The organism is Hungatella sp. (assembly GCF_046966825.1).
The window spans coordinates 1-16,882 of sequence record NZ_JBKVCZ010000137.1; the positions used below are offsets into that span (position 1 = coordinate 1).

7 protein-coding genes are annotated in these 16,882 nt (G+C 49.6%); 2 read left to right on the top strand and 5 right to left on the bottom strand.

All coding sequences use genetic code 11. The features are described 5' to 3' along the window. Positions 1-259 (bottom strand): hypothetical protein (locus tag ACLTD4_RS27675; RefSeq protein WP_412331732.1); only part of this gene is annotated, 259 nt, incomplete at its 3' end. A gap of 374 nt (positions 260-633) precedes the next feature. On the opposite strand from ACLTD4_RS27675, the gene ACLTD4_RS27680 reads away from it, so the two are divergent. Continuing rightward, positions 634-2,004: an MATE family efflux transporter gene (locus ACLTD4_RS27680; protein ID WP_117633972.1), complete on the top strand. Its 1,371-nt coding sequence runs from the start codon at positions 634-636 to the stop codon at positions 2,002-2,004. Positions 2,005-2,040: 36 nt separating this feature from the next. Here ACLTD4_RS27680 and ACLTD4_RS27685 read toward each other — a convergent pair whose 3' ends face one another. After that, entirely contained in the window at positions 2,041-2,874 is an 834-nt protein-coding gene (locus ACLTD4_RS27685) for an AraC family transcriptional regulator (protein WP_117633973.1), read from the bottom strand. A gap of 269 nt (positions 2,875-3,143) precedes the next feature. On the opposite strand from ACLTD4_RS27685, the gene ACLTD4_RS27690 reads away from it, so the two are divergent. Further along, the gene (locus tag ACLTD4_RS27690) at positions 3,144-4,382 is read left to right on the top strand and encodes an MFS transporter (protein ID WP_242840505.1); all 1,239 of its coding nucleotides are present in this window, start codon (positions 3,144-3,146) and stop codon (positions 4,380-4,382) included. 62 nt (positions 4,383-4,444) lie between these two features. Here the strand turns inward: ACLTD4_RS27690 and ACLTD4_RS27695 are convergent, their stop codons facing one another. From ACLTD4_RS27695 to ACLTD4_RS27705, 3 genes are all read right to left on the bottom strand, one after another. After that, positions 4,445-5,479 carry a hypothetical protein gene (locus ACLTD4_RS27695; RefSeq protein WP_243008249.1) on the bottom strand — a complete coding sequence of 345 codons (1,035 nt, stop codon included), beginning with the start codon at positions 5,477-5,479 and terminating at the stop codon, positions 4,445-4,447. Between the two features lie 84 nt (positions 5,480-5,563). Beyond that, positions 5,564-11,677 (bottom strand): polysaccharide lyase family 8 super-sandwich domain-containing protein, encoded by a 6,114-nt coding sequence (locus tag ACLTD4_RS27700; protein ID WP_270466910.1) that lies wholly within the window; start codon positions 11,675-11,677, stop codon positions 5,564-5,566. 13 nt (positions 11,678-11,690) lie between these two features. Further along, complete coding sequence (locus ACLTD4_RS27705) at positions 11,691-16,406, bottom strand: Ig-like domain-containing protein (RefSeq protein ID WP_117633975.1); 4,716 nt, start codon at positions 16,404-16,406, stop codon at positions 11,691-11,693. Between the last annotated feature and the right edge of the window lie 476 nt (positions 16,407-16,882).

A 16,882-nucleotide genomic window follows, 5' to 3' on the forward strand; every position in this document is an offset into this window, starting at 1 on the left:
AAGCACCGGTGAGTAAATCGGCCAGTTCTGTTGTTTCTTTCTTTTGGATACCTTTGATAAATTCCATGTCTGCACTCTCCTTACCATAGCTGCTAATGGTTGGATTCCGGGAGAGGGGTGCCTGTTCAACCTGGCTGACCAGTCCGCAGGAACCTTTCAAATGCTCTGCCTTCGCGAAAAGAAAAGCCCCGCCCCGGAATACAGTTACATATTCCGGGACGGGGCTCTCTATGATAAGATCCCGCGGTACCACCCGCATTGAGATACTTTGCTTGCTATCTCCACTCTTTCACTTAACGCGTGTCACGGACATACCTACTCCTGACACCGGAATGCTTCCGGCCGCTTCGGGATGTCGGCTCCGGAGTGTTCCCTTAACTCAGTCCCTCATGACGGCGCTCTCAGTCGGTGACGCCCTCTTCCTGTCAAGTTTCTTAAGTCAGAGTCTCTTTCTCAGCCTTTGGTCTTATAAACAATTCACCACTTCACTACGATGAATTTCATTTATGATAGCACACCGGTTTTCTCTTTGCAATACCTATTTTTCACAAAAGAATCGGGGCTTGTTGACTTTTATTGTCGAAAAGGTTACAATTATCTGCACGTTTACTACGTAAGATAGGGGGGTTTTACATGTCAAATATTACCATCTCCGAGGCGCCGGCAGAAAACAAAATGGGTGTCATGCCCGTCAACCGCCTGCTGTTCTCCATGTCTCTGCCCATGATACTTTCCATGCTGGTTCAGGCCTTATACAACATCGTCGACAGCATCTTTGTGGCTCAGATCGGAGAGACCGCGCTGGCGGCCGTATCGCTGGCATTTCCGGTGCAGAACTTAATTATCGCGGTGTCCGTCGGCACCGGAGTCGGAGTCAATGCGCTTCTGTCCCGCTCTCTGGGAGAAAAGAACCAGGAAACCGCCAACCTGGCGGCCGTCAATGGGATCTTTGTGTTCTTTTTAAGCTATCTGCTGTTCGCTGTTTTCGGCCTCTTCTTTGCCAGGATGTATTTTACGGTTCAGACCTCGAACCCGGAGATCATCGAACAGGGTACCATTTACTTATCCGTCTGCTCCATTTTTTCCTTTGGGATCTTTTTAGAGATTGCGCTGGAGCGGATCATGCAGTCCACCGGGCGGACAATCTATAATATGATTACGCAGGGACTTGGAGCCATCATCAACATCATTCTGGACCCGATTCTCATCTTCGGGCTGTTCGGATTTCCCCGAATGGGGATTCTGGGCGCCGCGGTGGCTACGGTAATCGGCCAGATTATCGCCATGCTCCTGCTGCTCTATTTCAACATCAGGAAAAACAGCGACGTGAATCTGAATATGCGCCGTTTCCGTCCGGACACAGCGATTATCGCTGAAATCTACAGAGTTGGGCTGCCTTCCATCATTATGCAGTCCATCAGCTCGGTCATGACCTTCGGTGTCAATAAGATCCTGCTGCTCTTCTCTGAGACGGCGGTATCCGTATTCGGAATCTATTTCAAGCTTCAGAGCTTCATCTTCATGCCTGTATTCGGCTTAAATAACGCGATGGTGCCGATCGTCGCCTACAACTACGGCGCCGCGCGGAAAGACCGTATCATGAAGACCATCCGCTCCAGCGTGACTGCGGCGGTCGCCATCATGCTGGCCGGGCTTGCCATATTCCAGATTTTCCCGGAGCAGCTTCTGTATCTGTTTGACGCTTCGGAGCATATGATGGGAATCGGCGTTCCGGCACTCCGCATCATCAGCTTAAGCTTCCTGTTCGCGGGGTACTGCATCGTGATCGGCTCCGTGTTCCAGGCGCTCGGCAACGGCGTCTACAGCCTGATCACCTCAGCCGCCAGGCAGCTGGTATGCATACTTCCCGCCGCCTGGCTCTTCGCTTCGGTGTTCGGCCTTCACGCAGTCTGGTACGCGTTCCCGCTGGCGGAAATCATATCCGTCGTACTTACGACCCTTTTATTCCGCAGGATCTATCGGAAGAAGATTCAGTTGTTGTAAAGATACAGCAAAAGGCTGGCGCATCTGCCAGCCTTTTTATTTCCCCTCGCGATCCTCCGGCAGCACCAGGCAGTACGCCTGCCGGTACTCTTTGGCCGTGATTCCCATGTATTTTTTGAACAGCCGGCGGAAATAATCGACATCCGTGTATCCGCACTCGTAGGCGATCTCGCTGCCCGTCAAACTCGTTTCAATCAACAGGCGGCAGGCCCGGTTGATTCTGGCCTCGTGGATGGCATCGGTTAAGTTTCTGCCGTACACGGCGTGATAGACCCGGCCCAGATGATCCGGGCTGCATTCCAGCCTGTCGGCGAGAAACGAGGCAGACAGCGGCTCTTTCCAGTGCTCCCTGATATACCGCGCCGCCTGGTTGGCCAGATAAACCTTCTGCCCGCTGACCTCCAGCGGAGAGAGGGAGTCGGAAAGCTCACACAGCAGCTCCAGAAGCACCAGATTCAAAAATGTCTTATCATCGCGGCATACGTTCTGCCTCCGGATAAACCGCCGGAACAGCTCCTCAAACGCCTCCGGCTTCGCCAGACGTATCAGCTGCGGAAGGGCCATAATATCGCTGCCCATGCGGAGAGCCTCCTCCTCTATGGTAAAATGGAGCCAGTAAAAAGTAAGGTCCTCGTCAAAATCCCTGGTTCCCCCATGATGGCGTCCCGGAAACAGGATGAGCGCCTCCCCTTTTTCCACATCGTACTCCATGTCCTCCTCGAATATCCCCAGAGTCCCCGAATTGACGTAAATAATCTCAAATGTATCCATGGTACGCTCCACATGGCGTCCCCGTCCCTTTGTCACCAGATAGCCGGCATTTAACGCCTGTACCGGCAAAAGTGCTTTTAAATGCAGAAAATGTTCCATCCTTCTCTTTTCCGATAGTCGGAATCCTCCAGTTATTCTCTCCTTTCTCCTCTTGTATAATGCCACGGAAACTGGCAAGATAGAGAAAGATAAGAATTCTTATAAACGCGGAAAAAACCGGTCAATTTCCCGCTTTACCAACACAAGAATACCAGAAAATTTTATAAATGAAAAGAGGGTTGCGGCAATTCAGCCGCAAATATTGGCTTATGGTTACAGTTCTACAAATTAAGCAGATGGTGTCCCAGGCCTATTTCGGGGATGCTGTCATGACGGAAACGGATTATTCCAGGGGCCGGAAGCTGTTTATCGCCGAAGGCTGCTGCGCCAACGGCGTCGTCACCCTGACAACGGGGGCGTTTCTGTCCGGCTACGCAGGCTATCTCGGCGCTGACGATTCTTTAAACGGAATCATCGGTTCTATTCCGGTGCTCTTATGCACCCTGCAGATGTTTTCTTCCGTCGTCCTGGAAAATTTAAGACAGAAGAAATTTTTAATCGCCTGCTTCGCGCTGATCCACAGGCTTCTGCTCTCCTCTGTCTTTTTTGTGCCTCTGGTGGTCGAAGATAATGCGGGCCGCCTGGCGGCGGTCGTGGCCATCTATGTAGTCGCCCATTTCTTCGGCGCGTTTATCGGCACCGGTACGGGCAGCTGGCTTCTCTCCCTGGTTCCGGAAAATATCCGCGGAACCTATCTGGGGCGGAAGGATGCGTTCGCCTTTGCATTTACCACGGTACTCAGCCTGCTCTGCGGCCGTATTCTGGACTGGATGAGAGGCGCGCATCAAGACCTGCTGGGGTATTATATCATCGGACTTATTGTACTATCCACCGCCTTCACGGATTTCTGGTGCCTTTCCTCAATCCGGGAACCGGTGCAGGAGACTCACCGGCGCAGCTTAAAGGCCGCTGTCATCGACCCGCTCCTCGACAGGGAGTACCGGAAGGTCATCGGCCTTTACATGTTCTGGAACCTGGCCCTGCAGGTAGCCGGACCATTTTTCAGCGTGTACATGGTTACCGGCCTCTCGCTGGACTATACCTATATCACCTTCCTGGGGCTGATCGCTTCCTCCGTCCGTGTCGTGGCGGCCTGTTTCTGGGGACGTCTGGCAGACGCCACCTCCTGGCTTCATGCGGCGCGCTGCTCCATGCTCCTGCTGGGCCTTGTACATACGTCGTGGCTGTTTATGACACCGGCCACCTGCCTGATTTTACAGCCCATACTCCAGGCTCTCTCCGGGGCCGCGTGGGGCGGAATCGCCATCGCGGTTTTCAGCCTTCAGTACCAGTACGCCCCGGCCGACAAGCGGGTCACGTACGTCAGCGCCAACTCCTCCTACGCAGGCTTATGCGGATTCTTCGCCACGCTGCTTGGCGCGTCCCTGTTAAAGATCCTTCCGGAGTTTTCAGTCGGGGGGTTTAAAGTGTCCGGGATGCAGATGATTTTCGCATTGTCCGGAGTGCTGATTATGCTGTGCGTGAGATACATGAGACGGTTAAAATAAACATTTGCCCGCTGCAGAAAAAGGCAGCCGCTTCAGAATATTCTTTAGCGGCTGCCTTTTTCCTATCGGTATGCATCCATGCACTGATCCAGATATCTCGGATAATTTTCATTGATCCACAGATTGGTGAGAAGAGTCTCGGCCTCCTCAAAGCTGGCTTTTCCATAGTCTGTTTTATCCAGCACCTTCAAAATTCCCTGGGAAGCTCCGTAATCCAGACAATCGCTGTACTGTCCCGCAGACATGCCGCGGGTCTGCTCCGCAAGCCAGGCCAGCTCTTCATTATCGCGCGGCAGCTGGTTCGAATCATATTCCACCTCTTCATATTCAATCGTTGTCGAAAATCTTTGGCCGGCCGCCTCTGTAATCAGCTCCGGGGGCGTCCCATTCTCCAGTTCCTCCTTCACAAAGGCCCATACTGACTGTAATTCTTCAGGATACTCACCGACCTTCATGCCATAATACATATAGATACCAACCCTGGCTTTACAGCCCTTATCCAAATAAGCGGCGTCCGCCTGCTCATATAACTCCTGAAGCTGTTCTTTCGTTGGCTTCAGCCTGGTCTCCAGGAGTTTTTCCTTCAGGGCATCCCTTACTTCCATCTGCGTCCTGGATATGTATTCCATCAGACCGTATGTTTCCGGCCCATAGGCAGTCTGTCCAGGTTCCGCTCTCCTCTTATTTTCCCTGTCCAGGGATTTTTTTATGTCATCCAGAGTGATGTCCACTTCGATTTCATACTTGGCTGCCTCAATCCGCTCCACCGTATCCGTAAACAGCGCATTGACCGCCTCTGTCCGCAGAACCTGGGAAGGTGTCTCCCCCCCAATCGTGCTGTCCCAGAATCCCTTTTCGTTGGGGTCCTGCTGATAGGTCTGGTAGAAATAGGAGCTGACCTTTGCCCGGAGATCATCCTGGTACAGCGCCAGATGTTCCCGGGTGATCGCATAGTTTCCGATCCGCATAACAGGCTTATCCGCCTTTTTATACAGCCAGATTCCCGATGCCACCACTCCCGCCATCAAAAGCCCCAATAAAATGCACATCACCGCATTGGGGTAGGAAAGCTTCTCAAGTTTTAATCGAAACGCCATTCGCCTCATGATCTCCTCCGCTCCTCATTTCTGCCGTCACATTCGGGTATGAGCTGTTTTCAGCCCATACCCGCCATAACTCTCTTAATTCTTTCTGTATTTTACCATTTCTTGTGTCAAAAGTCTCTCTATTTCGTGAATTTCTTCCATAGAAGCATCTGCATCGGCAAGTATGCGCTCTGCGTCAGCGATAAGCTGTTTTAATCTGGCTTCATCTACATGACTGAACTCGCTTGTTTGAATCTCCTTTGCCAGATTCACGATGAAGCTGAGATTCTTTTTCACTATTTTTTCCGGCTCATACTCTGATTTCCACGTTAATGCCGGTTTTACCGCCCCCTCCTTTGCAGTTCTGGAGGAGTGGATTCCTACATAATTGTTTGAAGCTGCTGTCGGGATACTGATCTCAAAGGATATTTCTTCTTCCCCAGCGCGGATCGCATCACGCACGGCTTTGGTCACATCAAGCTGTTGGATCAGACTTTCCGACGCCATGCTCTTTGTCATAACTGCAGCAGGTTCTTCATCGACTCTTTCCGGGAAGCTGTTAAAGGTTACTGTCGCTCCCTCCCAGTCATTCTCCACCCGGTAGATATGAAGCAGCTCGAAATCAGCGCTTGGCATGCCAGTTAATTCATATGACAAATAAATATGTTCCGCGTCCCCGGGCACATGTTCCAGATCAAACTTCATTAAGGACTTTCTCGTATAACTCTGAGCGCCCGTATCGTATTTTACAATCAGGCTGGAGGAGCCGCTGAAATTCTTATCTCCATCGGTTCCGCCCTGAACGTAGACGTCATCCATCGTGGCCGCCGCTTCATCTCCCACCTGTACCTCTACCGATGCGGTAATTCCTGCGGTGTTAAAAAGCCCCTCTGTCAGCTGTAAGATTCCGGTCAGTGTATACACACCGTAAACGTCCTTTTGATAATCGCCTCTCTCCCAGGTAATTCCCAGCATATGGGTATTTCCCGCGTTGTCATAGGCCTTAACGGTCTCCGGAAGCGCTATCCCGGCAAATTTTGTTCCAGGCGCCACCTTGATTCTGTCAAACTCTTCGGCAAGCCCGACAAGCTCAGGCTTATCCGTTTCAGCAATTTTCAAAGTCACTTCGCTCGTCTTTCCCGTCGTTCCTGCGGTTTTTACGGACAGCTTAATAAATGGTGTCTTCTGAATCACCTCTACGTTAGCAGCCTTTTCTACAATCTCTCCTCCGGCGTATGGGATTGAGACTTCGATGGTTCCGTTATTTTCCTGTGTCGGGTCTGACACGCCTACCGATACCAGTCCATCGCTTACCTGCATGGTCACGGAAGCGGCCTTGTTCGAGGTGATCCCTTCCACTGTCTTTCCCTTGCTGTTCCAGAAATTCACAGCGGTCAATCCCAGTGAATTTTCTCTGACTGCATGAGCGTCCCCGCTGCATTCCAGGACTTCAATATCAGGATTGGCAGCATAATTTTCCGTTTCTTGCGCATCCTTTCCCGGCAGAATGACATAAGAGTAATCCGCATCGGTTGGTTTCTTTCCGTGCTCAAACCAAAAAGTCGCAAACTGGTTTGTCTCTTCGCCTTCCGTGGTTCCCTGGGTATTCCAGTTGCCGGTTCTCTTCTCTTTTAAAGCCATGATATCGGCTTTTCCAGGGAAGTAATAACCAATGTCGGAATGATCGGTATTTCCTTCCAGATAGAGCCACGATGCCGCCGGTATTTTTGTTCCTTTTCCTGCGCTTTCAGCACCGTCGTCTCTGATCGAACGTTCTTCACCGTCGATTAAGACCTGGTTGCTTCCATCTTCCTTTAATTTCCTGTTTTCAATCACTGTTTCCACATAATTTCCTGTGGAAGAGGTAATTCCGCTTCCGACTGCAACGATCTCATCGTCAAACAGGAACCAGGACTTTTTCGCATCCGTACCGTTTCTTGTGCTTCCACTGTTTCCCAGTGTTTTATAATGCATTCCGGCCGTTCCGTAATCTCCCAGGCTGGAGCCGCCAACCCAGCTGTAGATATTCCTGGTGCGGTCTCCTGCTCCGTCTGGACGCGTGACGTACTCTGTCGTTGTTCCTGCCAGACGCTTCGGATCCACCGTAGCCCAGTAACCGGTTCCGTATTGATCCTGATCCCCGTTATAAAGGTAGGTCATGCCGTCTGAAATGTTCCAGGTGCGTTTTCCTTCATCATTGATCAGTTCATGTCCATATGTTCTGTCTGAGTGCATCGACAGTGCAAAACCGTAATCCGGCCTTATATGCACCAGCTTATCCATGCTGGCAAACAGCTTATGAAGCACGTATTCGCTTCTCGGCTCAATGGAACCGTCATTCATGATCTGATTTGCCTTCATCAAGGATGCGATATGGCTGCTCTGGCTATAATAATACGCCTCGTCAATGCCGACATAATATTTGATCATGCTGTTAAAGCGCTCCTGCTGCTCTTTTGGCATCGCATCCCCGATCAGCATCATTGCATCCAGGATTTTGGCCCCTCTCAGCCTGTCATTGGACGTATTTCTCGTTATATCTCTTCCTGAAATCATGTCCATACACAATCCATTGTAAATAAACGGTTCAATTCCATCAAATACCATATCGAAGATGAGCTGCTCCGCTTCGTCGTCATAAGTCAGCTCGTACTCCGATCCGGCAAACACGCTGAACAGGATACTCAGCTTTTCATACAGCTGCGAACCGTATCCGCCCATATAGGCCAGCGCCTGATGTTGAATAAAGGAACCGTCTTTGTAGAAGCCGTCTCCCGAAGTCACATACTCAAACACGGTCTTGTACGCATTTTTTACATGCTCCAGTTTGCTTCCGTTATCCGTCAGAAGTCCTGCCTGAGCCACTACCATACCTTTATCGATCAGGTTGGCCCCCGTCATCGCCGGTGATCCGGGATATCCCGACGGCTTGTCACATACATTGGTAAACCGGTTGACTGCCGCCGCATAGTTGGTGATCTGCTTCAGGGTAAGATCATCGTAAAGAATCAACGCCGTATCCATAAAGGCAATCGGCCCGCCAATCTCCCAGTGCCACCAGTTTCCAAAGAACGGTGTCTTATCGTCACTGCTGCTGTAATGGTTTTCATTCATAAAATCGAGAGCCCGGATCAGCTCTTCTTTCAGTTCATCGTTTTGATACAGTGCGCAGCCTTCCGTCGCCCACGCGATCGCCATGTCCTTCAGGCGATAGAATGTCTGAGCCACATTTCCGGAATGCACCTTTGCTTTTGCTCCCGTCCCTGCTATATAGCTCATATCGAGATCACTCCAGAGATTGGTTCTGGAAGCGTCATCGCTCTTAATCATGGAGCTCCAGTACTCTCCGGCCTTCTCATCCAGACCTGTTATATACGTCACCACAGCCTGATTTCCAGTATCCAGGGTGCCGCCTAACAGGTTATTCAGCCATTTTTCTCTCAATTCCACAAACTCCGGATCCACTGGCTTGTCCGTTTTTGAGGTGCGTGTGACAAGCTTTGGCGCCTGCTTTCCTTCTGCTCTCGTAGAGTAGAAATCAATCATGTTGTCATTGGCCTCTGTCGGGCAGCTGATCTCAAAGGATATTTCCGTTTCTCCCTTCGCCAGAGCGTCTGTCACCGCTTCACTGACATCAACCGTCACCAGATCACCGGATATATTCGCTTTTGTAATAACGCCTGCCGCTTTTTCCGCTGTTTTTTCCGGAATTGTATTCCATGTGACGGCGGCTCCGGTCCACTGGCTGCCGATCTTTTGTACGAGAGCCTCCGTAAAGTCTTTTGCAGGATTGGAATTGCTGATACCTCCGGTCAGCTGGAGGACCAGCTCTGCCTCCTTTGTGTCACCGGCAGCCGATGACAAATCAAATTTCAGCAGTGTTTTCCGGGTATAGCTCTGATTGCCGTCCGAATACTTTACCCGCAGCTTCGCCGCATCGTAGTTGCTGAATGACGTGCTCACTTTACCGGCATCCGTTCCGCCCTGGAGATATACATCCTGAATCGCCGTTACGGCAGATTCACTGGATTCCAGTTCTGCGATTGCAGTGGCCATCTCCGCCGCCAGTTCATTGATTCGCTTTCTGACTGGCTCCGTAAAAAGGCTCTCAGAGGGCGGCCCCACCTTTTCATACGTCAAATCACTCTGATCATACTCCGTTGCAAAAAGGGCTTCCGCTTCTTTCATAAGGGTTTCCAGTTTTTGATAAGAAGCCACCGTATAATCAGCCGCATTCCGCTCTTTTGCATTTTTATACACTGCCGGAAGATTCGGCAGAGTTACCGTGATATCATATTCCGGCATCCAGGCTGAGGTCTTAAAGTTTCTTGCCTTGAACACAATACTGTCATCGTATATCTTCACGTGATAGCCGGTTCCGGTTTCCTTCACCCCATTCTCAGAATCATTATACGAGGGCAGATCAATCATGGTACCGAATCCGCGGTCAATGGCTTCCACGACTCCAAACCCATTATGTATATGGCCTGACAGATAGATTACCTGAGGGTATTTCGAGAATATCTCCTTTACCCTTTTATCCTGATTGCCGAAGTCATTTAAAATATTGCTTCTCCAATGAGTATCCTTTAATGCATTATGCCCCAGCACAAAAATCGGTTTGTCAGGACTGGCGTTCTCCGCCAGCGTTTTTTCCAGCCATTCCAGCTGATCGTCTGATAAATACATCGCATCCTTGATGCCGTTTTCTGTGTTAATGGCGATAAAATGATATCCGCCCAGCCAGCGGTCAAAATACACCTTTCCGTCCGTATCCGGCATATATCTGGAATTTCGCTCCAGGTAAAGTGCCTTTGCCGTCGGCCAGTACTTGCTGATCACGGTCTCGTCCTTATTCCAGTCTGCGGAGCTGGTCCCTCTCACATCGTGATTTCCCAATGTGATCATGATCTTATCGTCCGAAACAGGAGAATACTGATCCATTATCCTGTACATCGCGTCATACTGGGCCTTCGTGCCGCTCTGGGTAAAGTCTCCCAGATTCATGATGCCAAGCGTGTCCGGATCCATGGTCCTGATATCCTTCAGCCCCGCAATCATATTGACTGCGTTTGTTTCCGTGAGGTCATCTGATTTTATATGCACATCCGACACGACCTGAAAGCTGGCCAGAGGCTTGCTGCCTTCCAGAAACTGATTGTACCTCTCTTTCAGTGCTCTGACTGCAGCCATAGCTGCAGCCGTTGTCATTCCCTCCAGAGCACTCTTCGTTTGCCTTATCTCTTCTACCATAGAATCAATTCTGTCCTGTGGATATTCAGAGCCGGGTTTTATCGCAGACAGCTGCTCCGCCATCTGGTCAACGATGGCCGAAGCACCTTCTGCCTCATAAATGGTTTTTACGGTTGTATCCGCAAGCACCTTATTATAAACCCGAAGCTCATCCACCAGGCAGCCGCTCATGCCATAACAGCCTCTGCCGTCACCTCCCAGGATAAAATCAAGCTCCGTATCCACAGTTTTTCCACTGTGTCCCGCCATGGAGATGGAGGAATACTTCTCCCCATCCATGTAAACAGTCATGCTTCCATCACGGTCAAATGTGCCGGCTACGTGATGCCACTGGTCATCATTCGCGGATATCTTCTTGATCTCGATCCGCTTTCCGGATATTCCGGAAAAGTTCATGCGTACATCCGTATCGCTGCTGTTATTGTAATTTCCAAATGCCCAGCCTACGTTGCTGCCGCTTAAGTAATTTTTATTGGAAAGTATGGTTCCATTGTTCTGTCCATGGTTCTCTGTCTTCATCCAGAAGGACAGGGAATAATCAGAGGTACCGAACATTAAGTCCTTCGTACGGCCGTAATTTACGTACTGTTTGGCCTTCGTATTCCCCAGTCCTGCTGTTTCTCCATTGTCCAATGAGATGGCATTTCCGCGTATTCCCTTCTCATATGCGGGTGCTCCGACCACGGTTCCATTGTTTCCGTTTCCTGTAACATCCGTGATCTGACCTGCTGTAACGCTGCCCTCATCGAAGGTGGAGTGCATGACAAGGCCGTCTTTTAGCAGTTCCTCGGTCCCGCTCTCATCCATAATATCCTGGTAAAGCCCTTCGATCTTTGCAGCGCTTAAGGCCCGTGCAGAGGCTCTTCCATTCTCCAATGGGGCCCCATATGTCAAATTCCCCATAGCCATGGTCACTGCCAGCGCCGCTGCGCACAGTTTTTTCCATTTTAATTTCATATAGATTTCCCCCCTACTGAATCCAGGCTCCGTTTTCGTCTACCTGGTAACCATCAGGTGTTGTAGTTCCGGTATAGAGGGCGCCCATGGAACGGCTTCCGCTTTCCGCACTGCCGCGATTCCACTTCCCGTCTTCTGTATTCTGCCATCCGGTATTGCCCTGCGTAACCGGATTTAAGTAATACCACGTACCGTTTACCATGGTCCAGCCAGTCATCATTGCTCCGGATTCATTTAAATAGTACCACTGGCCATCGGCTTCCTCTTTTACCCATCCCGTGTGCATGGAACCATCACTGCCTAGTTTATACCACTTGTCTCCATCCAGAATCCAGCCCGTCTGCATATAGCCGCTGCCGTCAAAATGGTACCATTTGTCGTTTATTCTGGCCCACTCGTTCTTTGCGTAGCTTCCATCACTCTTCTGGAATCTCCAGGTATTATTTTCTGCTGCCTGCCACTCACCGCTCACATTGACAGCCGTCCGGTTCACTCTCACAGAGCTGGAACCACCTCCTGAGCTGCTTCCCGAGCTGCCTCCTGAGGACGATCTCTTCACCACCGTGATCTGGAAAGTATCTGTGAATACTTTAATCGCATCGTTGACTGCGATTCGATAGGTAACCACGACATCCTTCGTTCCGGCTGTTCCGGTATTCACATCTCCGATCTCATATCCGCTTACCGTCTTCGTGCTTCCGTCACTGTACACGGCCGCTACGCTCAGACCTGATGAGCTGAAACGTTCTCCCACTTTATATTCTGTTTTCGATGGAAGCGCCGTAATCTTAATTCCAGTCATCACCTTTGTAACCGGATCTGTTTTTCCGCTTAATACAAGTGCGTCAACGGCCTCCTTCAGGTTCTCATATGCCATGTCTACGATCGGCTGGTCTGCCTTTGTCAGCGTCTTATCTCTTAAGACTGCTTTTGCCTCAGATAATGCCTCTCTCATTGCATCGTACGTTTCTTCGGTATAATCTTTCTTCTTTTTCGACTCAGCGATGAGGACGAGATCACGAAGTGCATCTGTATCCGCCTTCTGGTTCTCTTCCGAGTCCATATTCCAGATTGCTTCCATCAGCTCTGTATACGCCGTATGTACTTCCAATTCCGTGGCCTTTGTATTTACCAGAACCTCAGCTGCTTTATTAAATGCCTTCATAAAGCGATTCTTTGCTGATTCTGTCAGCTGTCCCACCTCACCGCTGTTAATCAGTCCAGCCGCTTCCGTATAGAGGACGAGAAGTGCATTCTTATCTTCCGGCTCAATGATACTGACGGAAACGGTTGCAAACTTCTGTTCCGGATTCTCGATGGAATCATGATTTGCCAGATCCAGATAACCGATACAGGTATAAGAAAATTCCTTTTCCGGATCGTAGGCATTATCGGGGAACCAGTACTGGATACCGACCTCCGCCTCCTGTCCGTTATCCAGCAGCACGGTTGCCATTTCCGGAAGTCCCAGTTCCTCCCACGGTGTTCCCACCAGCTGAATAATTCCTGGAATATCCTTTACAGCCACCACCTTGTGCAGCGCTTCCATAACATTGACGGTACACGTAATGGGCAGATTGATGCCTTCTGCTTTTCCGTATACGACAAAGGTTCCTTCTGTCTGATAATTTGCAGGGTTGATTGAATTCCATTCTACGGTCACGCTCTTTGTTTCCTCATTGGAATACGTAACGGTAACCGTCTCCGGAAGGACCGGCTTCTTTCCTGCAGATGTCGATACGGATACAGCATCTACTTTCATCTCATATACATTGCTCAAAACAATCGTCGGCTCCATCATTCCGGACGCTTCCCTGGAAGCAAAGTCAATCCCTCCGTTGTCGCCATTTGCATACTCTCCGAAATAATCGGTCAGCATGAGGAAGGAGAATTTTGTCTGGCCATTTTCAGCGTAGGCTTTCTTCACCCAATCCGTCACATCCAGCTCTACTATGTTTTCGTGATTGTCCCTGATGTCTTTATAAACGATTTTTTTGTCTTTTATCACCAGATTATCAGCGGAAAATGCTGGAGTCGTATTCCATGTCACAGTCTCTTCCTGCCACTCGTCCCCGATTTCATAGACCTTCAAATAAAAATGGTTGTTGATATTTTTATAGTCGCTGTCGCTGACCGGTCTGGTCATCTGAAGCTTTATGGTGATGTTTGTTGCTGACTTCAGCATCTCGCTTTCATTTGTCAAGTCAAATCCGAGCAGACCTCTTCGCGTATACGCCGGGTCACTGCTGGCCGTCTTGACCTTTATCACATTCGGAGTAAGCTTTCCGTAAGCGGCGTCGCCATCCTTTTCCTGCGTAAATGCGTCCTTGGCTGCCCCGGTTTCTTTTACAGTCTTTCCGTCACCAAGATCACCAATTACCCTGACTGTCGCCGCACACTTTTCCTTTAATCCGGACACACGGCCTTCTACGGTAAATTCCCCTTCGCGCGAATACTGCTCCAGAGTTAATTTATCCCATACAACCTCCAGCTCCATGGTAAGTCCGCCGGCGAATACAGCATTCACCTTGTCCGGAAGTTCCGGATAAATGCCTGCAAAGGTCGTAACGTCCACGCTTTCATAGCTTTCCGGTGCATCTGCCACGACAATAGTCGCTGTCACCTGGTTCGACAGTCCGGGAAGTACTCCTGGAAGTTCGATGACGCCGGCCTCCATACAGTCTTCTTTTGTCAGCTCCTCCCATTCCACCGGATACTGATACGCGGTTCCGTCCAGAACAACTTTTAACGTCCCGGGCAGTTCCGGCACAACGCCCAGTGTTGTGACCAGATTGACTTCCTCTACCTCTTCCGCCTCTTCATCCTGGCTTGAGTATTCCAGCGCTCCGATGTCTACGCGGCCGGCAATGGTATTGCCCATGATATCCTCTGTCGGCATACCTTCTATTCTCTGGCCCGCCTGAATACAGGGAGAACCATCTGTCAGCTGGTACGGCTCTGCCAGTCCCTGAATTCTCTCTTTCGTAAAATCAGAATCGATCAGGTCTTCCAGATCCTCTAAAGGATACTGATACGCGGAATACGTTTCTCCCGCCTTATAGTCTTTCAGCATCGGATCCGCGAAAATATTGCCTTTTGCGGTCAGGCTGTCTTTGTCCAGGACGCTGCCCGCGTTTGTGTTGGCTATGGTATCCGGGTAGAAGCAGTTGTTTTCAATCACACTGTCTTCATGGATTGCAGATCCCTGTTCCAAGACCGCAAAGTCTATAACAGCGCCGTCTTTTGCCAGCACGATGTTGTTCTTAAAGTCCACAAAGCAGGTTCTCTTGCTCTTACCGCCAAACAGAGAGGTCTGTTTTCCTTCTCCGAATACGACAATCGTGTTATTGTAGATTTTCCCCACATTCGGTCCTGCCGAGCTGGTGTTGTCGTAATGGAAGGTCTGCTGCTGCATCCTGCTTCCGTTCGGATACGTACCCGTTCCGTCATTGATACTGACATTGTATCGGAAAATGGTGTTTTTCTGGCTGGACATAAACAGCATGGCACCGCCGCCGCAGTCGTGGCTTAAGTTATACTGGAATATATTGTCCACGTTCATCATGTCGGAATCAAAGGCTTCTCCGTCATCGTAGCCATACTTATTGCCGTATGCCTCGTTGTACTGCACGATTACGTCGTCCGCGAACATGGTCCAGCATTGAGCGTAGTTTACAGTTCCCCGATCCAGGCCGCAGGAGGAATTAACCATGTTTCCTTCCACCAGACCGCCTTTCGTCTCCGTCAGTACAATACCGTCGCCGACCACATCTTCCAGATAGTTGTTTCGTATGGTCACGTTGGAATAGTTTTTGAGGAATTCATTCTTTCCCCATCCGCTGCTTCCGATATCCGTGTTGCACTTGTTCCGGATACCTTCAATCGCCACGTTTTTCACATAGTTGCCTTCAATCAGGACATCCTCGAAGGCCGCGCGTCCCATAGCCTTAGGGGTCAGATTGCCGTTATCGTCAATGGTAACCCGGTTACCGTCCTTATCGAGATAGTGTCCCATGACGATAATACCGCCGGAGGTTTTTCCTCCCTTAAAATTAGAGTTTACATCGTGGACATAACAGTTCTTAACCACAATGTGCTTATAAATCTCTTTCTGATTGGAGGAATAGATCAGGATACCGGCGCGTTCGCTGGTACCGCTGTCCATGGCCTCCCCCATCTCATCGGTACTCTCCAGGTTCGTTACTTCCAGATTGTAGATTTCCCAGTACTCTTCGTTATAAATGGTGACGGCTCCGGTAATCGACGGACCAGAGGTACCGTTTCCATTAATTACAGGGCGGCTTCCTTCGCCGTACCTGTCAATGGTGATGGGAGCGCCTTCCTGGCCGCTTCCTTTTGGATTCAGCGGCTGGTTCCAGATACAATCTGACTTCAGGAGAATTTTGTCTCCAGGAAGAAAGGTTTTGGAATTTACCCGGTCAAAGGATTTCCAGGCGGTATCCTCTGTCTTTCCGTCTGCCGTGTCGTTACCGTCTCTGGCATCCACGTAATAGGTCGTCCCCTCCGTCTGCATCTTTAACGCATTGGATGCGGTAGAAAGGCTGGCATTGGAATCTGTCGCGGTACGGTCATTTGTGTCATAGCTGTCCCGGCTGTTCACTGAGGTATCAGCAAATCCAACCATATTAACAGGCAGTGCGCTCATCATCATGACTGCAGCCATCATGCCCGCGGCTTTTCGTTTGAAACGTTTACTTGTTTTTTGCATAACAATATTTCCCCCTTGCTTTTTTTTCGCCTCTTTTTCGAATCAATCAAACGCCGTTTATCTTCTTTTTTTCATTTTTTAACCTCCTTACGCTTGAATTATCTTATACTGGTCATACCAGTTTTTGATTTTGGAAGTATAATACGAATTATGGTGGACTTAATTTTTCAGTATTGGGGAATAGCGGCTTCCGCACGCATAGAAGAAAATTTTTTTTGATAAAAGAGGCTGAATAGTCAGAACGCGAATAGACCGATACGATATTTCAACACAAAAATACCGATAATACTTGACATAATTCGTATTATCGGCAGTAACGAAACCTGCTTCTGCATTCCAGAAGGCAGTAAATGATAGGATATATGGAAAGTATAGCATTGGGAAAAACTGGCAAAAATAAATAATTTGCTGAATTATATTAAAATCATATATGTCTTTTTGACTATCTTTTTATATCTTCTTAAATGTCCGCAAAG